The following is a 20,431-nucleotide window of genomic DNA, read 5'->3' on the forward strand; positions in this document are numbered from 1 at the left end:
CGCCTGTCGTCAACGTTTTTGGAAAACGTCTCCTCCTGTTGGGCCGGGCAGGTGCGGGCGCAGCCCGCACCTGCCCGGCCCCTCTGCCGTCCGCAGGACGCAAAGCCGGAGGCTGCGCAGTGTTCGGCTGTGCAGTTTAGGATCAGAATGGGCCAACCTGACCTTGCAGCCATATTCGAAACGACCGTAGCGGTTCGGATTCCGGTCGTGACTGTGGCCAGACCAGAAAGAATTGCCCAAGGCTGATATGGGGCCCGTTCCATGCTGGAACCAACCTTTCGGTTTTCAGCTCGTCTTCGATCAGATAGCTGGGCAATAGCGCCGCTCCCAACCCGTGGATCGTGGCCTGCACCATGGTCGAGAACTGATCGAACAGCATTCCCCGCATCCCCGATGTGTCACGCCCTTGTGCCGCAAACCATCGCTCCCAAGCGTCCGGTCGGGTCTCTAGATGCAGCAAAGGGGCTGTCATCAGCCAGCTCAAGTCCCGCTCCTGATCGGGCAACAGGCCCGGCGCGCAGACCGGAACCACATCTTCACGCATAATCGGCAGGTAGTTGACGCCCGGCCAGTTCTTTTGGCCGAAGTGGATGGCGGCATCAAAATGTTCGGTCTCGAAATCAAACGGCTTGAGGCATGTGCTCAGGTTTACGGTCACTTCGGGGTGGCGACGGGCGAAATCCTGCAGGCGTGGTGCCAGCCAGTGCATTCCAAAGGCGGGCAGGATGGACAGGTTCAGCGACCCGCCTGTTGGGTTGGCCTTCAGTTTCAGTGACGCCTGCGCAATCTGGTTTAACGCTGTGCGCGCCACCTGAACATAGTCTTTCGCGGCGGGGGTCAGGTGCAATCGCATCTGGTTTCGCTGAATGAGCGCGACGCCCAGTTGGTCCTCCATGGACTTTAGCTGTCGGCTGATCGCGCTTTGGGTTAGCGACAGCTCCTCGGCTGCAGCCGAGGCACTGCCGAGGCGATCAACTGCCTCCAATGCCAGAAGAGAGGGGATCGAGGGGAGAAACCGACGTGGTGCTATCATATGATATATCCTCATACCTTTCACACGGAATATCACTGGAAATTGCCGTTCACCAGCCCGATACAGAGGCGTGGATTCCAATGTGGATGTGGACCAATGACCATAACGACCAGAATTCAAGAGTTTCAGCCCGCCGACCGGCTGGACGGTATTGAGCTGTCAGAGATCGTTCGCATTTCCGAACAGGCCGCGCGCCTTCGGGCGCAGGGTGTCGACGTAATCGCGCTCAGCACTGGTGAGCCTGATTTCCCAACGCCGTCGCATGTCGTTGAGGCGGCCAACCGCGCAGCTATTGACGGGCAGACGCGATACCCCGCAACGGCAGGAACGCCCGCTTTGCGATCAGCGATAGCGACTGAGGCTGGCGCGCATCCCGAGAACGTAGTCGTTTCGACGGGTGCCAAGCAGGTTTTGTCCTGCGCAATGATGGCAACTCTGAACCCCGGTGATGAAGTGATTATGGCTGCTCCATTCTGGACAAGCTATGCGGATATGGTCAGTTTGGCTGGCGGTGTCCCCGTAGTCGTCAGCTGTCCGGCGACGCAGAAATTCAAACTGACGCCGGATCAGTTGGAGGCCGCGATCACCCCGCGCACGCGTTGGCTGCTGCTGAATTCCCCGTCCAATCCAACTGGCGCGGTCTATTCCAAGGCGGAATTGCAGGCGCTGGGCGCGGTATTGCAAAACTATCCTCAGGTCTGGGTAATTTCTGACGAGATTTATCAACACCTATCATTTGTGCCTTTCACGCCCTTTGTGCAGGCTGTTCCCGCATTGGCGGAACGAACGTTGATCGTAAACGGCGTGTCCAAGGCCTATTCCATGACAGGCTGGCGCATCGGGTGGGGTATCGGCCCTGCTGAGTTGATCAAGGCGATGGTTGCCGTGCAGGGGCAAATCACGTCGGGGGCGTGTTCGATTGCCCAGGCTGCAGCATTGGAGGCCATCACCGGGCCGCAAGGCTTGCTGGCAGAACGCTGTCAGGCAATGCGAGCGCGCCGCGATCTGGTTGTCGAAGGGCTAAACGCCGCTGGTCTGGAATGTGCCCTGCCGGATGGCGCGTTTTACGTCTTTCCCAAAACTCACGCGAAAATGGCCACAGACCATGAATTCTGTCGCTTTCTGCTGGATGAGGCGGGTGTGGCGCTGGTGCCGGGGCGTGCGTTTGGGATGTCGGGGCATTTGCGGCTTTCTTTTGCCTATGCCGCTGAAAGCCTGCAAGAAGGTATGCGCCGTATCGCGGAAGCTACCGCCAAATTGTAACCAAATAACTCCGGAAGACACCCAATGGATCGCGCCCAGATCGTTCACGAGAATTTCCTGACCCGGGTCGCCAATCGCGACTTTCCCGACGGAGTAAACCCGCGGCAGGGTCTGAGCAATACCGATGTGGTGTCGCTTTTCCGGTCACAGGTCCTTAGCCGTGCGTTGGACCGGACAAGCCGGGCGATGCAGAAGGCGGGGCAGGGGTTTTACACTATCGGATCATCCGGCCACGAAGGGATGGCCGCCGTGGCGCATGCCTTGCGCCCGACCGATATCGCCTTTCTTCACTACCGGGACGCGGCGTTCCAGATCGCGCGGGCTGAGCAGGTGCCGGGCCAGCAGATCGCGTGGGACATGCTGCTGAGTTTTGCCTGTTCGAAAGAGGATCCGACCTCGGGCGGGCGGCATAAGGTACTGGGGTCCAAAGCGTTGACGATCCCACCGCAGACCTCGACTATCGCTAGCCACTTGCCCAAGGCGGTGGGCGCTGCGTATTCGCTAGGTGCCGCGCGGAGACACGATCCTGAACACCGTGAACTGCCCTTGGACGGGATTGCGATGTGTTCCTTCGGGGATGCCTCGGCCAATCATTCTACAGCGCAAGGCGCGATCAACACCGCAGGCTGGACCAGCGTGCAGTCGACGCCTCTGCCGCTGTTGTTTGTGTGTGAAGATAACGGGATCGGAATCTCGGTCAAAACGCCAAAAGGCTGGATACAGGCGTCGATGGAACACCGCCCCGGGATCAAGTATTTTCAGGCCAACGGTCTGGATATCTATGAGACCTTCGCGGTGGCGCAAGACGCCGCCGAGTATGTCCGTACCCGCCGGAAACCGGCCTTCCTGCATCTGAAAACCGTGCGTCTTTACGGCCATGCGGGCGCAGATGTGCCGACCACGTACCTGCCGAAGTCCGAGGTTGAGGCGGACGAGGCCAACGATCCCCTGCTGCACTCGGTGCGCTTGCTGGAACAAGCCGGGGCATTGGCGCCGGAACAGGCGTTGAAAATCTACGAAGATACCTGCGCCCGCACGGACCGCATTGCGGCGGAGGCCGCAACCCGCCCGCATCTGACTACTGCGTCCGAGGTCATGGCCAGCCTGATCCCACCCAAACGCGCCTGCAAGCCCAACAACGGCCCCAGCGCCGAAGCGCGCGCCAAGGCCTTTGGCGGCGACACGCGGGCAATGGATGATCCGCAACCCATGAGCCGTCTGATCAACTGGTCGCTGACCGATCTGATGCTGGAACACGGCGAGGTCGTCTGCATGGGCGAAGATGTCGGCCGCAAGGGCGGCGTCTATGGCGTGACCCAGAAACTGCAGCAACGCTTTGGCCCGGACCGGGTTATCGACACGCTGTTGGATGAGCAGTCCATTCTGGGACTGGCCATTGGCATGGGGCATAACGGGTTCCTTCCGATCCCCGAAATCCAGTTCCTCGCTTACCTGCACAATGCCGAGGATCAGATCAGGGGCGAGGCCGCGACCCTGCCCTTTTTTTCGAACGGGCAGTTCACCAACCCGATGGTTCTACGCATCGCGGGGCTTGGGTATCAGAAAGGGTTCGGCGGCCATTTCCACAATGACAACTCGCTGGCAGTCCTGCGCGACATCCCCGGCGTGATCATTGCCTGCCCATCGACTGGCGCGGATGCGGCGAAGATGCTGCGCGAATGCGTACGGCTGGCGCGCGAAGAACAGCGGGTCGTGGTCTTTCTGGAACCTATTGCGCTTTATCCGATGCGCGATCTGCACGATGCACAGGACGCAGGCTGGATGACGACGTATCCGTTGCCTGACCAGAGTATCGCGCTGGGTGAGGTGGGCGTGTATGGCGAGGGTAAAGATCTGGCCATCGTCACTTATGGAAACGGGCATTACTTGTCGAAACAGGCTCTGCCCGAGTTGGAGGCAGCAGGCGTGAAAACCCGTATCATCGACATGCGCTGGCTGGCACCTCTCCCGATTGAGGATCTGTGTCAGGCCACAAAGGGTTGCAAACACGTCCTTATCGTCGACGAGTGTCGCCGGACCGGCAGCCAGTCCGAGGAGCTGATGACCTTTTTCACCGAAAACAGTCCCACGACCCCAACTGCACGCGTCGTGGCCGAAGATTGTTTTATCGCCACTGGACCCGCCTATGCCGCTCCGCTGCCGTCGAAAGAGGGGATTGTCGCCGCTGCGCTAAAACTGACGGAGGGCCGCTCATGACCCGCACAGCTGTCGTGATCTGCCCCGGTCGGGGTACATACAACAAGCCCGAGCTTGGCTATATGCATCGCCATCACGCGCAGCAGACTGCGATGTTTAGGCGCTTCGACGCGATACGTGCGGAAGCAGGGCAAGAGGCCGTTACCGCATTGGATGGCGCAGCGCGGTTCACAGTTTCAAAGTATTCAAAAGGCGATATTGCCTCACCGCTCATCTACGCAGCTTCGCTGGCGGACGCGCAATCGTTGGCCGATGATATCGAGGTGGTCGCGGTCACCGGGAACTCGATGGGGTGGTATATTGCGCTGGCCGCTGCCGGGGCGTTGTCGCCTGAGGACGGGTTTCGCGTCGTGAACACGATGGGAACACTGATGCAGGATCACCTGATCGGTGGTCAGTTGGTTTATCCCTTTGCCGACGACGGTTGGGCGGACGACGCTGTTCGCAAGGCAGAGCTGCTGGCGGATGTAAAACGCATCAATGCGATGGCAGGTCACGACCTTGCTTTGTCAATTGATCTGGGTGGAATGCTGGTTCTGGCAGGCAATGAAATGGGGCTGAAGGCTTTCGAGGCGTCACAACCCACCGTGCAGGACCGTTTCCCGATGCGCTTGCCAAACCATGCCGCGTTTCACACATCCTTGCAGGCACCGGTCGCTGCCGAAGGGCGTACGCTCTTGGGCGCGGATTTGTTCCGACAGCCTGAACGCCCCCTGATCGACGGTCGCGGAAAGGTTTGGTGGCCGGGTGCGACGGATACGCAGGCGCTTTGGGATTATACCCTGGGCCACCAAGTGACCGAACCCTATGACTTTACCCGAGCGATCCAGACCGCCGCGCATGAGTTCGCGCCAGACGTGTTCATTGTTACTGGCCCCGGCGCGACCTTAGGTGGCGCAGTGGCGCAATCTCTTGTTCTGGCGAACTGGCGTGGCATGGGTAACAAGGCTGATTTTCAAGCGAAACAGGATGCGCAACCCTTCCTGATCGCCATGGGGCGCGAGGATCAAAGAGCGCTTGCAACCGGCTGACACTGCCCTGATGATCCGCGCAATTTCAAGGAGCGCGACGTGAGCGACCACAACCAGTCCCTTTGGCTGAACACATGCCGTGAACTTGTCGAACCCAGTGTTTCGACCGGTGATATCACTGTTGATCTGGCGGTGATCGGTGGTGGGTACACCGGCTGTTCTGCGGCCCTGACTGCAGCCAAGGCTGGTGCCTCGGTCTGTCTGCTTGAGGCGCATGACATCGGTCACGGCGGATCGGGCCGCAATGTCGGGCTGGCGAATGCGGGGCTGTGGCTGCCGCCCGCTGAGATTCGCGCGCATCTCGGCGACACGATTGGGGACCGGTTGATTGACCTTCTGGCTGCTGCCCCGTCAGAGGTGTTCAACCTGATCGACCAGCATGGGATAAACTGCGAACCCGTGCGCAACGGAACTCTGCATTGTGCGCATTCGGCTGCGGGTCTTCGGGATCTGCAGGTCCGCCATGCGCAACTCAGTGCTGCTGGTGCACCGGTTGAGTTGCTGTCTGCAGAACTGACAGCGCAGCGAACGGGCAGCGCGGCCTTTGGCGGTGCTCTGTTCGATCCGCGCGCCGGGACCATCCAGCCATTGGCATATGTGCGTGGATTGGCCCGTGCCGGGATCGAGGCTGGCGCGTCAGTTTCCACGCAAGATCCGGTTCTGTCCATGCAGCAAATGGATGGAATCTGGGAGGTGAAGACTGCTCGGCGCACAGTGCGCGCCAAATGGGTCATTCAGGCGACCAATGCCTATCACCGTGATCTGACCGCATCGGCCCCCGCCTATGTGCCGGTCTATTATTTCCAATATGCCACGGCCCCATTGTCGGACAATCTGCGCGCTAGCGTTATGCCGGGCGATGAGGGGTGCTGGGACACAGACCTAATCATGACCTCGTTCCGAATGGATCAAGAGGGGCGGTTTATCATCGGTGCCATGGGTGATCTGGATCAGGCAGGCGGCGGGATTCACAAGAGCTGGATCAAGTGCAAACTGGCTCAGTTATATCCGCAACTGAATGATCAGCCGTTGGTCGAAGGTTGGCATGGCCGCATAGCCATGACGTCGGACCACATCCCGAAGATTACGCAGATCGGTCCCAACGCTCTGTCCGTTCATGGATTTTCGGGGCGTGGAATCGGGCCAGGCACTGTCTTTGGCCGCCTTGTTGCCCAAAGTCTGTTGCAGGACGACCCAAGTCTTTTGCCAGTGCCCGCAGTCCCCGAGTATCAGGAAAAGTGGATAGGGCTACGTCGCGCCTATTTTGAAACCGGCGCGGCGCTGACCCATTTTGTCAAAGCGCGGTTCTGACCTCAGACCGCGCGGGTGATGCCGCCATCCACCCGGATGTTCTGACCGGTGATATAGCCGCCGCCTTCTGACGCAAGCATCGCCACGACCGAGGCGATCTCGTCATAGCTGCGTCCATAGCGGCCCATCGGGATGCGCGCGCGGAATTCCTCTTTCTCTGGCAGGCTGTCGATGAACCCTGGCAATACGTTGTTCATCCGGATGTTGTCAGCCGCGTAATGATCCGAGAACAGCTTGGTGAAGGCCGCCAAACCCGCGCGAAAAACACCCGAGGTTGGGAAAACAGGGTCGGGTTCGAAAGCGGCAAAGGTTGAAATGTTGATGATCGACCCGCTACCTTGTTTCTGCATGATCGGTGTCACCAGCCGGGTTGGTCTGACGGCGTTCAGGAAATAGACGTCCATACCGGTGTGCCAATCCTCGTCCGACAGCTCCAGCACTGGCGCGCGCGGGCCATGACCGGCCGAGTTGACCAGCACGTCGATACGCCCCCAATGGGACATCGCGGTATCGACCAGTTTTTGCAGATCATCCGTCGACTGGTTTGACCCGGTCACGCCAACACCACCCAGCTCGTTCGCCAGTGCCTCACCCTTGCCAGAAGACGACAGGATGCCGACCTTAAATCCATCTGCGGCCAGACGTCGGGCTGAATCTGCGCCCATTCCGCTGCCGCCCGCTGTTATCAGCGCCACTTTGGTCATGTGATTTCTCCATTCATTGATGGCATGAAGATGCGCTTTGGCGATCTGATTGACCAATCAGTTCTGCTGGCCTTATGGTGTAGAAAAACTACAGGATGCTACGATGACGGCTCTTCCCCCTCTGAACGCTTTGCGGGCCTTCGAAGCTTCGGCGCGGCATCTGAACTTTCGCTTGGCTGCCGAGGATCTGGGCGTCACCCAAGGTGCTGTCGCCCAGCAAGTACGCGGACTTGAGGCGCGATTGGCTGTGACGCTCTTTGACCGCCTGCCGCGCGGCCTTGCGCTGACCGAGGCTGGGCGCAGGTTCCATGCGCCCTTGCGCCGGGCCTTCCGACTGATCGAAGAGGCCGTCGAGGATCTTTCTGGGGACAGACAAATAACTATATCTGTCACGCCCAGCTTTGCCTCGAAATGGCTGGTTCCACGACTTCCGGACTTTACGCGGCACCACCCTGATATTGCCGTGCAGGTCGACGCGCGGGAACGGCTGGCGGATTTCCAGGCAGACGGTGTCGACATTGCTGTTCGGCAAGGGCGTGCGCCGTTTGGATCCGGGGTGGTCGCAGTGCCTCTGTTTTCCACAACTTTCGTTCCGGTTTGCGGTCCTGAGATGGCGGCCAGAATTGCGCATCCTGCTGACATGACAAAGCACACTCTGCTGAACGACACCCATGGGCTGTGGCCTTTGTTTCTGCAGCGTGCAGGGATCACGGGCAAGCCGAAGATGATGAGTTTCAGCCAGACCAGCCTTGCCATCGACGCAGCCGTGTCGGGCCAGGGTGTTGCGCTTGCTAACGAACCGCTTGTTTCTGCCCAGTTGGCCGCCGGTCAGTTGGTGCGCCCGATCCCGGACGAGCTGGTCGAGGACTTGGGCTTTTACATCGTAACACCCAAACAGCCACGCCAACCCGCGCTGGTCGCAGTGATGAAAGACTGGTTGCTGTCTCAATCCTGAAGCGTCGCTGCGATGGCTTCGATCCTGTCACGCAACCAGCGATGTGCCGGGTCGTTGGAAGATCTTTGGTGCCAGACCATGTAGATAGAGACAGGGTCGCACGCGAAGGGCAGAGGTGCACAATCCAACGCATGTAGCGGCCCGTGTTTCATCAACGCCGTATCGGTTGAAATCAGGTCGCCGCCTTTCACAAATGAGGTAATGGCATTGAAATGCGGCAAGGTAACCGTCGGTGGCCTGATCTGGTTTTGATCGACACCCCGCATAACAGCGCGCGAGCTGCGGCCATCCGCAAAGCGCACTTCGACATGTTCGGTTTCGCAATAGGTTTCCCAACTGTCCGGAGGAGATCGTCGCGTGCTATCATAGTAGATCATCAACGGGCTGCTGAGGATGCGCTTTTGAAAGATGTCCGGCCCATCCGGCGGCAAAGGCGTCAGCATCAATTGACACCGGTCACTGCGCAGCAGCTCAGGGTCTGGAACACCTGATGGGATAAACCCCAACCCCAGCCGCACGCCTTCGGTCCGAACCTTTTGCAGCAATTGCGGGAAAATCAATTCCCTCGGCATGTCGTTTGTGGCGATGTAAAAGACTATCTCTTCGGACAGCGGGTCGAACGGGCGGTCCTCGGTCAGCGCGCGCATATTGTCCAGAACCTGCCGCACAGGGTCTTTCAGGGACAAGGCGCGCTCAGTAGGCGTCAGACCCTGCCCTGATCTGATGAACAACGGATCGCCCAGAACCACCCGAAGTTTGGACAGGGTGTGGCTGATGGCCGATTGCGTCACGCCAAGCCGATCTGCGGCCTTGGACACCGAGTTTTCTTCGAGAATGGTTAGAAAGACCCTCAGGACTTTGCCATCCAGATCCATGAAATCTGTTTTGCTCATACCGCTTATGATTATTCATGAATGGATTTACTGTCCACGCCGCATTAGGTGAGACCTAGAAATCAGGAGGCGCACGATGGGGATCCGCTTTTTCTCAGACAAGAACCGGCCGGTCCACATGGGGCCTTATCCGTTGGAGCGGTTGGCACGTCAGAGCGTTGTGCCGGACCTATCTGCCGTGCCGCCGATGCCCGTACTCAGTTTTCATCGGCCGGATCAGCCTGAAAGCATCGTCAACGCCATGGGTGAGTTTCAGGCGATGATGGACGCTATTCGTGATGGGTTCGTGAATGCCGTGCCCTCTGAAATCCCGTCTGATCCGACCGCGCGCGCCCATCACTTGAAGGCTTTTGGCTATTTCAATGACGCGTCGATGATGGGATGTGGGCCTTTGCCTGCCGAGGCGATGCTGCCCCAGCCGCGTATTAACCCCGACATAGATCGACTGGCCCATGCGCTGAAGACCCGGCAGACCAAGACGCTGGCGTCGGGTATTGATGTCATCATGGCCGACCTGAAAGAAAGCATGGAGGCCGCGCCCAAGCCGATGGACACCCACCGCCATGCCATCGCCTTTGTCTATGAACACAACCGTGATCCGAACCCGGATGAGCCCGGCTCTGATTGGATCATGGATGCGCAGGATCACCGTTCCTGTTTGCTGGCGACCGAAAATGCGGTGGTGATTGCCAATTACATCCGGTTGTTGGGGTTCGATGCGCGGGCGCATACCGCGATGTCCTCTGAGGTTGATCTTGGTAAACTGGCGGTGGCGGCTGGTTTGGCCTCGGTCGAGAATGGCGACGTCGTTGTGCCGTGGCTAGGCACGCGGTTTGGTCTGGCGGCTGTTACAACCGAGATGGAGATTGCGCATGATCAACCCCTGCAATCCATGGCGCAGCAACCGTGGTTTCGCACTCAGGGTCCGGCGTGGTGGCTGGGAACGGGGTTCGCCAAGAACGCGCTGAACCGGGATGCTTACGCCAAACGACGCTACGTGGACGGAGCGCATCCGTTCGAGAAGCTTAAGCGCGTCGAGGACCCGACGACCTACATCGACGAAGAAAACGTGGCCCGCGTTCCCAAACGCGCCGACATGTTTGCCCGCGCACAATTCGGGGATATGGGCAAACCGCTGCAGGATGCAGCCAGGGGGGGGCACTACGTGCGCAAGGCCGCCCCCAGTTTCGCGCAACGCCGTTCACTGGGCGCATTTGTGCTTTTGCAGGATGGCGACAGCGCGGATGGCCCGCGCCCGACCGATGCCGCCCGAAATGCCGCGAATATCAAGGCCGCGACCTATTTCATTGGGGGCGATGCCGTGGGCCTCAGCCGTTGTCCTGAATGGGCGTGGTACTCTCACGACGCGACCGGAGAAGAGATCAACCCGACCCACGATCAGGCCATCAGCATGATCATCGACCAGGGCTATGAAACGATGGAGGGGTCCAGCGGCGATGACTGGATCGCAGTTGCCCAGTCGATGCGCGCTTATCTGCGGTTTTCGCTACTGGGCGGTGTGATCGCGCAGCAGATCCGCAACCTCGGTTACAAAGCCAAGGCGCATACGGTCATGGATGGCGAAGTGCTGCAACCGCCGCTTTTGCTGCTGTCTGGATTGGGCGAGGTCAGCCGGATTGGCGAGGTCATCCTGAACCCTTATCTCGGGCCCCGGCTCAAGTCCGGTGCGGTGACGACCGACATGCCGATAGAGCACGACAAACCGATTGATTTTGGCCTGCAGACTTTCTGTGAAAGCTGCAACAAATGCGCGCGCGAATGTCCGTCGGGGGCAATCACCGCGGGGCCGAAACTCATGTTCAACGGCTATGAGATCTGGAAATCCGACAGCCAGAAATGCGCAACCTACCGCGTGACCACACCGGGCGGTGCGATGTGCGGGCGCTGCATGAAGACGTGCCCGTGGAACCTTGAGGGCATCTTCAAAGAACGCCCGTTCCGCTGGGCCGCGATGAACATCCCGAAAGCCGCGCCGGCATTGGCGAAACTGGACGATGCCGTGGGTAATGGCGGTTTGAACGACACCAAGAAATGGTGGTGGGATATCGAATTGCAGGCGGATGGAGCTTACCGCCCGACGAAAAATCCGCTGAACCGGCGTGACCTGCAAACGGATCTGGACCTGCAATTCGAAGATCAGACATTAGCCGTCTATCCTGCCTATCTGGCCCCCCATCCGTGGCCATATCCTTTTGCGATGGACCGCGAGGCCGGGATTGCGGCCTATCAGGCGATGGTGTCAGCCGAAGAATACAAAAACCGCAAGGCAGCAGGGGATACGTCGATCGTGCATCGGTACTCGATCGCGGGCGATGCGCCGGTGATGCGAGTTGCGCTGACCAAGGTCGACAAGATGACGGCGGATGTGACCAAGTATGAATTCTCGGCCCTGAATGGCGCGCCGTTACCGGATTGGACCGCCGGGGCGCATCTGGATGTGCTGGTCGCGCCTGAGTTTCTGCGTCAGTATTCTATGTCGGGGGACCCATCGGACGGGTCAGTCTATCAGATCGGCGTCCTGCGCGAGGATGAAGGTCGTGGTGGTTCGGCCCTGTTGCATCGAATCTTCAGCGAGGGGCGCAAGGTCTTCATCTCGAAACCGATCAACCATTTCGAACTGGATGAAACCGCAACAAAGACCTTCCTGATGGGTGGTGGGATCGGCATCACCCCGATGATTGCATTTGCTCATCGATTGCATGCGCTGGGCAAGCCGTTCGCACTACACTATTCCGCCAGCACCCGTGCTGGGGCCGGGTACCTGGACGATCTGGCGGCGATGCCCTGGGCCGACCACGTGCATTTTCATTTCTCGGATGAAGGAACGCGCGCCGATCTGGATGCAGTCCTGTCGGGTTATCAGGAAGGGTGGCACGTCTATACCTGCGGACCGGATCGCTACATGGACGGTGTCATACAAGCGGCCGACCGGCAGGGATTTCCTGAAGAGGCGCGGCACTTGGAGTATTTTTCGGTCCCCGAACAGCCGGAGTATGAAAATCACTCCTTCAGGTTGAAGCTGGCAAAGTCGGGTAGGGAACTGACCGTCCCCGAAGACAAAGATGCCGCTCAGGTTTTGAACGAGGCGGGTATTCATGTGGATGTGAAATGCGCCGACGGCATATGTGGCGTCTGCAAATGCAGTGTGGTTTCCGGCGATATTGAGCATCGTGATTTCGTTCTGTCCAACAAACAGCGCGAGGGCGCGATCATTTTGTGTCAAAGCCGCGCGGCTGAACCTGACGGTGTGATTGAACTCGACCTCTGATCTGAGGTCTGAAAACGACTTCGATAAACACAAAAATTGGTCGTTCCAGCCATGGACGCCGTGGGGCTGCTGCACTAACGTCCCCCGCGAACCCCAGTGAATCCTGATCAACAGGTGCGAGGTATTTTCATGGACTATCACAGCCCCGCCAGCTTTGCCGAGGCGTCGGCTCTGGCCGCGAACGCGACGGGCATTACCCGGTTTCTGGCAGGCGGCACCGATGTTCTGGTGCAGCTGCGCTCGGAACTTGTGACCCCCGACACGCTGATCGACATCAAAAAGATTGAGGGCGTCAGCGACATCACCAAAAATGCCGACGGTAGCTGGACGATTGGCGTCGCCGCCACCGGTGCCGAGATGAGCGAACACCCCGAATTGGGCGGCGATTGGCCCGGCGTGGTCGAGGCGATGGACCTGATCGGATCAACCCAAGTGCAGGGGCGCGCAACGCTGACCGGGAACCTGTGCAATGGCTCTCCGGCGGCTGATTCCGTGCCTGCTATGGCCGCCGCCGGAGTGACCGTTACTGTCACAGGACCCGAAGGTACGCGCGAAGTTGCTGTCGAAGAAATTCCGACCGGCCCCGGCAAAACGTCGCTGTCCAAGGGAGAGCTGGTCTCGGCCGTCCATATCCCTGCACGGGGTGAGGATGGCGGCGACGCCTATCTGCGGTTCATACCACGGACCGAAATGGACATTGCCGTCGTTGGCGTGGGTGTAAACCTTCGTTTGGATGGCGACACTGTCACCGAAGCCCGCGTGTCGCTGGGTGCTGTCGCTCCGACCGTTCTGCTGGTCGAAGACTGTGCCAAAGCCATCATCGGCAGTACACTGGACGACGCCGCGCTTGATGCGCTGGCTGCTGCGGCATCCGCTGCGTGCAACCCGATTGACGACAAGCGCGGCACCATCGCGTTTCGCACCGAGGTCGCTGGCGTTCTGGCCAAGCGCGCCGCGAAAATCGCCTATGCCCGTGCGAAGGGAGAACAAGCATGAGCAAGTTCCACGTATCCACCACTGTAAACGGCGACTCGGTTGAATACCTCTGCGACCCGCGCGAAACCCTGCTGGACTGTCTGCGCGACAAGCTGAACCTGACCGGCGCGAAAGAAGGCTGTGGTACTGGTGACTGCGGCGCGTGTTCCGTCTCGGTCGATGGGCGCTTGGTCTGTTCCTGCCTGATGCTGGGGGTAGAGGCCGATGGCAAGCAGATCGAAACGGTCGAGGGCATCGCAGACGGCGACGTTCTGCACCCGCTGCAGCAGAAGTTTATCGAACACGCCGCGCTTCAGTGCGGCATCTGCACACCGGGCATTCTGGTCGCGGCCAAGTCGCTGCTGGAAAAGAACCCCAACCCGACCGAAGAGGAAACCCGGTATTGGTTGGCAGGGAACCTGTGCCGCTGCACCGGTTATGACAAGATCATTCGCGCCGTCATGGAAACGGCAGAAGAACTGCGGGAGGCTTCGTAATGGCACTCGACGATCGCAAATCTGAATTCACTTTTGTTGGCACGCGACCGAACCGTCCCGATGGGTTGGACAAGGTTACGGGCCGCGCCAAGTTCGGGGCCGATATGTCGGCACCCGGTATGTTGCACGGCGCGATCCTGCGCTCGCCTCACGCCCATGCGCGGATTGTGAAAATTGACACGTCGAAAGCCGAGGCGCACAAGGATGTCAAAGCCGTCGTGACCCGCGCGGATTTTGCGGACGTCCCGTTCAAACCGGGACTGGAGGGCGAATTCTGGAATGTTCTGGAAAACGTCATGGCAGGCGAAAAGGCTCTGTATGACGGACACGCCGTTGCGGCTGTAGCAGCTACGTCTGCACTTGCAGCGCGCGATGCGCTCAAGCTGATCGAGGTTGAATACGAGGTGTTGCCCCACGTCACCGATGTGGACAAGGCGATGGCCTCGGATGCTCCAGTCATTCGCGAAGGTGCCGCGGACTATTCAGTTCCCGAAGGAATGCATCCAAACGTCGTGCGGTACCACGAAAGCGGACACGGTGATGTCGAGGCTGGCTTTGCCGAGGCCGATCTGGTCATCGAAGACAGCTTTGTCACCGAGGCGACCCATCAGGGTTACATCGAGCCGCACGCCTGTTTGGGTATGCTGGGCAATGATGGCAAGGGTGAGCTGTGGTGCACGACCCAGGGCCACTGGATCGCGCAGAAAACCTGTGCAGCGCTGTTGGGCATTGAGACCTCACAGCTGCGCGTCACGGCATCCGAGATTGGTGGTGGCTTTGGCGGCAAGACGACCGTCTTCATCGAACCCGTCGCGCTGGCGCTAAGCCGTAAGGCCAACCGTCCGGTCAAACTCGTGATGACCCGGTCCGAGGTGTTCCGGGCAACCGGCCCCACTTCGTCGGCGTCGATGGACATCAAGATCGGCATGAAGAAGGACGGTACCATCTCGGCCGCGCAGGGCGTGTTCCGCCTGCAAGGCGGCGCGTTTCCGGGTGCGCCGGGCGATATGACCGCCATGTGTGCCTTTGCGCCTTACAATCTGACCAACGTCAAACAGGTTGGCTATGACGTTATGGCCAACCGACCGAAACAGGCAGCCTACCGTGCACCCGGTGCACCAATGGGGGCATTTGCCGTTGAGTCGGTGATTGATGAGCTGTGCAAAAAGCTGGACCTTGATCCTGTCGATGTACGCCTGAAAAATGCGGCGTATGAAGGCACCAAGGCCAGCTACGGCCCGCGTTATGAACGCATCGGTCTGGTTGAGACGTTGGAAGCCGCCAAGGCGCATCCGCACTATTCAGCGCCGCTGAAACCGGGGCAGGGACGCGGGATCTCCTGTGGGTTCTGGTTCAACCACGGTGGAGAGACCTCGGTGTCTCTATCTCTGTCTGAGGACGGCTCGGCCCAGTTGATGGTTGGTACGCCGGACATCGGCGGCTCGCGTGCATCTATGGCGCTGATGGCGGCTGAGGTTCTGGGTATTCCCTACGAAAACATCCGGGTGACCATCGCCGATACAGCGACGCTTGGGTACAACGACGTCAGCCACGGCTCTCGCGTGACCTACGCTTCTGGCCTGGCCACCATCAAAGCAGCCAATCACGCGGTCGAAAAACTGTGCGAACGCGCGGCGGCCAGCTGGGGAATTCCGACCGACGCGGTGAAATGGGAAAACGGCTGTGCGGTGCCCTCTGGCCCCAATGCCGGTGACTTCGATCCGCGCCCGCTGGCCGATATCACGGCCCATATGGGTTCGACCGGCGGTCCGATCTCGGGCCACTTTGAGGCGACCCCGGAAGGCGCGGGCGTGTCCTTTGGTACCCATATCGTTGATGCCGAGGTTGATCCGGAAACCGGCAAAACCGCGATCACTCGCTACACGGTTGTTCAGGATGCCGGTAAGGCCATCCATCCGACCTATGTGGAAGGCCAGTATCAGGGCGGTGCCGCGCAAGGCATTGGTTGGGCTTTGAACGAGGAGTATATCTACGGCGAGGATGGTCGCCTGCAGAACTCGATCTTCCTCGACTATCGCATCCCCGTCGCCAGTGACCTGCCGATGATCGACACGGTGATTGTCGAAGTGCCAAACCCCGGCCACCCATTCGGTGTGCGTGGCGTCGGTGAGACCGGCATCGTGCCGCCCTTGGCTGCCATTGCCAACGCCGTGTCGCACGCGGCGGGCGTACGTATGCGACAACTGCCAATGTCACCGCCGCGTATTCTGGCCGCGCTGAAGGACAATGGTTGAGGTCCATCTCTGGTCCGGCCTCCGGTCTTTGACCGGGGGCCAACAGGTGGTCGAGGTTGAGGCCAAAACCACCGGCGATCTATTGCGGGAACTGGTGAAGCTACACCCGCAGCTTCAGGCGCCGATTGATGCGGGCGTATCCATCGCCATTGATGGGCGCGTCATCGCCAGCGGATTAACTGAGCCGATCCCTGAGGGCAGCGAGATTTACCTGATGCAACGTTTGCGGGGCGGTTAAGCCTCTGGCGACCACGGTTCACGTCCGACCATGCGGTCGGCCTCGGCGGTGATGTCGTTCATATGTTGTTCAAGGCTTTGCCGCAGCTCTTCGATTTGCTCTTCTGATGCTTTGCGTGGAACGGTTTCAGTCCACTCGCGGCACAGAAATACTCCCCTGTTCCGCCAGGGGCGGGGCATCAACAGGCGATCCCATGTACCCGCTTCGCTGCCATATTGCGCGGAATAGGTGATTCCGAAGATCCGTTTGCCCGAGGTGCGCGCCCAGACCAGCGGCACCGTGGACAGCACACGCTCGGGGCCGCGTGGTCCGTCGGCGGCGATGCCGATGGAAACCCCTTTCTTAATCTTGCCGAACACCTCTCGCGACACGGCGACGTTGCTCTTGTGTTTGCTGGCCATGGCGATTGTATCCATGCCGAACAGTTTCTGCACCCGACCTACCATGCTGCCTGCTCGTGCAGACGAAGTGATCGAGCAGATGCGCCCTTTGTCCAGCGGAAAGAAATACGGCGACTGCGCCAGCCGCTGATGCCACAGCACCACGATCACCGGCTCACCTTGTTCGGCCAGTTGGTCCAGTTCTTCGTATCCGATGCGCTGCCACTTGGTGTTGCGATTGACCATCCGAATATAACTTGCGATGCGGCGCGCGGCCCAGTTCAAAACGGCTTCGCTGTCGGCGATCTTTTTGCGGATACTCACGGATTGGGCCCCTCGTACTGACCAAACCGTGTCTTATAGAACTAAACGCTGCACGCAACTTGTTTGTCGGGTGCATTAGTCGCGCGGAATCTAAAAAAGCCTCTTGAGTCCGCTGCGCGGCTGGCATATTTGATGCGCACCTTAGGGGTATAGCTCAGTTGGTAGAGCGACGGTCTCCAAAACCGTAGGTCGCGGGTTCGAACCCTGCTGCCCCTGCCATTCCTTTTTTGATCTGCGGCCGGTTCATTCAAAGAACGAAACCCAATTTGGTTATCCTACAATAGCTTGAAATATAATCTGAGTCTGGAGAGACCCGGACGCGAGGCGCGATTCCTAACTTTTCGAACAACGCCGCAGCACGGCATTGATAGCTAGAAAAATTTGAATTCGTCGACGGAGAGCATACTGACCAACCGACCGTTGTTTGAGTCCCAGCCCGCAGGTGACTTTGAGATGAAGTCTTCGAAGTTAGGCCCGTGCAGCTTCATAAGCCGAGACCTCTCTATCTCGTGAAGCAAATAGAACAGCCCTCCGCGTTTGCCCTTTAAGGACTCCGGCACGGTGAGCGCTGCGACGCTCTTAGAATATTTTGACTGCTGCTCTATTTTGGCCACCGGCATTCGCCTTTTTTGCGACCGTATCAACTGAAAGGAAATATGGCAAATATGTGGCGTAGAAAACTTTGCCGGTGTTGCATACGGGAATTTTGAGATCCCGGGGGGGTCTAAAGGCGGCTGAATCTGACCGATCCATTTTCTGCATCCAACTGGCTTCACGCCGCATGCGATTGTACGAGGCTTTAAAAGACGCCCATTTCGGTGATGAAGTCTGCGTGGGCCATCTTATTCTCCTCCATCGCGTGCTCGGTTGTTCATTCCACTCAGATTGGCGGCTGTGTTGAACCAGGGGTTTGGATGGAATTTACATTGGTTTAGCCAGGTGCCGCGAAATTCGATCAATCCGGTTTCCTACGCCTTTGGAATGGCCTATGGTCCTGCCCACAACAGACAGGCGGAAGAGGATTCATGTCGCGTTTTGATGGTTACTTCCTGCGGCAGCTGCTGATTCTGTTCGGCTTTTTCACCCTGGTTCTGGTGGGTGTGTTCTGGATTACCCGTTCCGTCAGCCTTTTTGACCGGGTGATCAGCGGCGGCCAACCCGCGATGGTGTTTCTGGAATTCACCGCACTGACCCTACCAACCCTTATCCGCACCGTGATGCCGATGGCGGTGTTTGCCGCAGCCGTCTATGCCACCAATCGCCTGAGCCGCGAAAGCGAAATGACTGTGATGCTGGCCACCGGGACCAGCCCCTGGAGATTGGCGCGCGCAGTGTTCGTATTTGGCATCGTAACCGGCCTGATGATGGCCGCGATCAGCGTCTTCCTGCGCCCCGCGTCCGTTGAACAATTGGAACAGCGCCAAGCCGAGGTCGCAGGGGATGTCACCGCCCAGCTTTTGAATGAGGGTGAATTTTTGCACCCCGCGCAAGGCGTTACGGTTTATATTGGGAAAATTGATCTGGATGGCACTTTGTCCGAGGTCTTTGTCTCAGACCGTCGGAATGAAGAGGAACCGGTAAGCTATTCCAGCAAGACGGCTTATTTGGTCAACAATGGCGCCGGCATTCATCTTGTGATGGTGGACGGGATCGCATTGCGCCTGAATCCAGAAGGCAGGACGCTGTCTTCAACGCTTTTTGCGGATGCTTCTTATGACATCTCGGAACTGACAAATTCAGACACCAACGCCATGCGCAGTCTTGAGGCGATCCCAACGCTCGAGCTTTTGCAGGGCCGGGAAAGTATTCTGGCGACCGAGCAGTTCTCGGAAGGGGAACTGATCGAAGAGCTGCATCAGCGTTTTTCATGGATCGCTATTTGTATCGCGGTGGCGATGGCTGGTTTTTCAACGCTGATGCTGGGCAGTTTTTCGCGCTTTGGGCTGTGGCCACAGATATTCGGAGCTTTCACGATTTTGGTCCTGTTGGAGGGGGTCCGGGGCTTTGTGTCCCCGGTCGTGATTGATGATCCAAACCTGTGGATTTTGCTTTATCTTCCCGCGATTGTCGGCGTCTTGATTTCATGCGTGTTCCTGTTGATCGCCGGGCGGCCATTGCTGCGCACCCGAACGCGGGGGGCGAATGGAGCTTTGTCTCAAGCTTAATCCGCCGCACGCAGTTCGGTCAGGCAGGCCACCACGTCATCGAAGGCTTCGCTGTCCCGCCGGGTCACCAGATAAAGCGGCAACATCAGGTCTATCGCTTCGGCAACCGGCACCAACGTGCCTTCGTTCAATTGTTCCCGAATAACATATTCGGGGAAATACCCCGTGCCGCCGCGCTGCAAAACATACCGCAGGCCCATCATGCAATTGCCCAAAAAAAGCGTCTGGCCTGCCGCTTTGCGCGCTGCTGACCGCACGTGGTCCTGATAAACTTCGCCTAACTCGAGATTCACGAAAACCGGGTCTTTGCCCGCGCCGGGGGTTTCGACCAACAATAAAAGTTCCGGTGCCAGTTCGTGATATAGAACGCGCCGATCAGATGGTTTTTCGTGGGTCAGTGCTGCATCCAATACATGCGTCGCCACGGCTTCGACCATGTTGAGGTCATGATCGTAGTTCAGGGTCAGCAATAGCTGGCCATGGCGTTGTTCATAGCGAACGGCCAGATCGACCAGTAATGGGTCCCAAACGCTGAGCTGTGCACCAAGGCGAAGGGCGATCCGGTGCGGTGTCTGCCCCGGAAGGTCACGAGAGGCGAAGGACCACAATGACAACATCTGCTCGGCATAGGGTCGAAACTGCCGTCCGAATTCTGTCAGGTTGGTGCCGCCTGCGCCCCGAGTGAACAGCGGCTTTCCGGTTTCCTCTTCGATCAGTTTGATACGGGCGCTGACCGCGGTCTGTGTTATGTTGAGGCGTCGAGCAGCGGCATGGAAGCCACCGGTGTCTGCAACGCACAGAAATGTCTCAAGAGCTTTGATTTGCATGTTGACAGTATTTTTTGATCGAAGTGATAAAATCAATTCATTTTTTTCAGCTGCTGCCTTCGGATATGCTGGCC

The 20,431-nt window shown here is 58.8% G+C and carries 16 protein-coding genes and 1 tRNA gene; 12 read left to right on the plus strand and 5 right to left on the minus strand.

Annotated elements, in window-relative coordinates:
- Positions 1-142 precede the first annotated feature (142 nt).
- Positions 143-1,033: a LysR substrate-binding domain-containing protein gene (locus RUA4292_RS15305; RefSeq protein ID WP_058278386.1), complete on the minus strand. Its 891-nt coding sequence runs from the start codon at positions 1,031-1,033 to the stop codon at positions 143-145.
- 96 nt (positions 1,034-1,129) lie between these two features.
- On the opposite strand from RUA4292_RS15305, the gene RUA4292_RS15310 reads away from it, so the two are divergent.
- From RUA4292_RS15310 to RUA4292_RS15325, 4 genes are read left to right on the plus strand one after another with little or no spacing between them, the layout of a single operon-like run.
- Positions 1,130-2,296 carry a pyridoxal phosphate-dependent aminotransferase gene (locus RUA4292_RS15310; protein WP_058278387.1) on the plus strand — a complete coding sequence of 389 codons (1,167 nt, stop codon included), beginning with the start codon at positions 1,130-1,132 and terminating at the stop codon, positions 2,294-2,296.
- A gap of 24 nt (positions 2,297-2,320) precedes the next feature.
- The gene (locus RUA4292_RS15315) at positions 2,321-4,513 is read left to right on the plus strand and encodes a dehydrogenase E1 component subunit alpha/beta (protein WP_058278388.1); all 2,193 of its coding nucleotides are present in this window, start codon (positions 2,321-2,323) and stop codon (positions 4,511-4,513) included.
- Positions 4,510-5,544: a hypothetical protein gene (locus tag RUA4292_RS15320; RefSeq protein WP_058278389.1), complete on the plus strand. Its 1,035-nt coding sequence runs from the start codon at positions 4,510-4,512 to the stop codon at positions 5,542-5,544. The genes RUA4292_RS15315 and RUA4292_RS15320 overlap by 4 nt, the downstream gene beginning before the upstream one ends.
- A 39-nt stretch (positions 5,545-5,583) precedes the next feature.
- A complete protein-coding gene (locus tag RUA4292_RS15325; RefSeq protein ID WP_058278390.1) occupies positions 5,584-6,855 on the plus strand; it encodes an NAD(P)/FAD-dependent oxidoreductase in 1,272 nt (423 codons plus the stop codon).
- 2 nt (positions 6,856-6,857) lie between these two features.
- On the opposite strand, the gene RUA4292_RS15330 is transcribed toward RUA4292_RS15325, so the two are convergent.
- Positions 6,858-7,559, minus strand: a complete 702-nt coding sequence (locus tag RUA4292_RS15330; RefSeq protein ID WP_058278474.1) for an SDR family oxidoreductase — start codon at positions 7,557-7,559, stop codon at positions 6,858-6,860.
- A gap of 103 nt (positions 7,560-7,662) precedes the next feature.
- Between RUA4292_RS15330 and RUA4292_RS15335 the strand changes: the two genes are divergently transcribed.
- A complete protein-coding gene (locus RUA4292_RS15335) occupies positions 7,663-8,514 on the plus strand; it encodes a LysR substrate-binding domain-containing protein (protein ID WP_058278391.1) in 852 nt (283 codons plus the stop codon).
- Here the strand turns inward: RUA4292_RS15335 and RUA4292_RS15340 are convergent.
- Positions 8,505-9,407, minus strand: coding sequence for a LysR family transcriptional regulator (locus RUA4292_RS15340; RefSeq protein WP_058278392.1), 903 nt, complete (start codon positions 9,405-9,407; stop codon positions 8,505-8,507). The genes RUA4292_RS15335 and RUA4292_RS15340 overlap by 10 nt on opposite strands.
- Before the next feature lie 76 nt (positions 9,408-9,483).
- Between RUA4292_RS15340 and RUA4292_RS15345 the strand changes: the two genes are divergently transcribed.
- The 5 genes from RUA4292_RS15345 to RUA4292_RS15365 all read left to right on the plus strand — a co-directional run bounded on the left by RUA4292_RS15345 (position 9,484) and on the right by RUA4292_RS15365 (position 16,661).
- Positions 9,484-12,696 (plus strand): reductive dehalogenase, encoded by a 3,213-nt coding sequence (locus RUA4292_RS15345; protein ID WP_058278393.1) that lies wholly within the window; start codon positions 9,484-9,486, stop codon positions 12,694-12,696.
- 129 nt (positions 12,697-12,825) lie between these two features.
- Positions 12,826-13,692, plus strand: a complete 867-nt coding sequence (locus RUA4292_RS15350) for an FAD binding domain-containing protein (RefSeq protein WP_058278394.1) — start codon at positions 12,826-12,828, stop codon at positions 13,690-13,692.
- Positions 13,689-14,168 (plus strand): (2Fe-2S)-binding protein, encoded by a 480-nt coding sequence (locus RUA4292_RS15355; RefSeq protein ID WP_058278395.1) that lies wholly within the window; start codon positions 13,689-13,691, stop codon positions 14,166-14,168. The genes RUA4292_RS15350 and RUA4292_RS15355 overlap by 4 nt, the downstream gene beginning before the upstream one ends.
- The gene (locus RUA4292_RS15360; protein ID WP_058278396.1) at positions 14,168-16,423 is read left to right on the plus strand and encodes a xanthine dehydrogenase family protein molybdopterin-binding subunit; all 2,256 of its coding nucleotides are present in this window, start codon (positions 14,168-14,170) and stop codon (positions 16,421-16,423) included. Before RUA4292_RS15355 ends, RUA4292_RS15360 begins: the two co-directional genes overlap by 1 nt.
- Positions 16,416-16,661 carry a MoaD/ThiS family protein gene (locus RUA4292_RS15365; RefSeq protein WP_058278397.1) on the plus strand — a complete coding sequence of 82 codons (246 nt, stop codon included), beginning with the start codon at positions 16,416-16,418 and terminating at the stop codon, positions 16,659-16,661. The genes RUA4292_RS15360 and RUA4292_RS15365 overlap by 8 nt, the downstream gene beginning before the upstream one ends.
- Here RUA4292_RS15365 and RUA4292_RS15370 read toward each other — a convergent pair.
- Positions 16,658-17,365, minus strand: coding sequence for a lysophospholipid acyltransferase family protein (locus tag RUA4292_RS15370; RefSeq protein ID WP_058278398.1), 708 nt, complete (start codon positions 17,363-17,365; stop codon positions 16,658-16,660). The genes RUA4292_RS15365 and RUA4292_RS15370 overlap by 4 nt on opposite strands.
- A gap of 143 nt (positions 17,366-17,508) precedes the next feature.
- On the opposite strand from RUA4292_RS15370, the gene RUA4292_RS15375 reads away from it, so the two are divergent.
- Positions 17,509-17,584, plus strand: a tRNA-Trp gene (locus RUA4292_RS15375).
- 806 nt (positions 17,585-18,390) lie between these two features.
- Complete coding sequence (gene lptF, locus RUA4292_RS15385; RefSeq protein ID WP_058278400.1) at positions 18,391-19,530, plus strand: LPS export ABC transporter permease LptF; 1,140 nt, start codon at positions 18,391-18,393, stop codon at positions 19,528-19,530.
- On the opposite strand, the gene RUA4292_RS15390 is transcribed toward lptF, so the two are convergent.
- Positions 19,527-20,357, minus strand: coding sequence for a LysR family transcriptional regulator (locus RUA4292_RS15390; RefSeq protein ID WP_158507040.1), 831 nt, complete (start codon positions 20,355-20,357; stop codon positions 19,527-19,529). The genes lptF and RUA4292_RS15390 overlap by 4 nt on opposite strands.
- Positions 20,358-20,431 lie beyond the last annotated feature (74 nt).

It is taken from the genome of Ruegeria atlantica (genome assembly GCF_001458195.1).
Lineage (GTDB): Bacteria > Pseudomonadota > Alphaproteobacteria > Rhodobacterales > Rhodobacteraceae > Ruegeria > Ruegeria atlantica.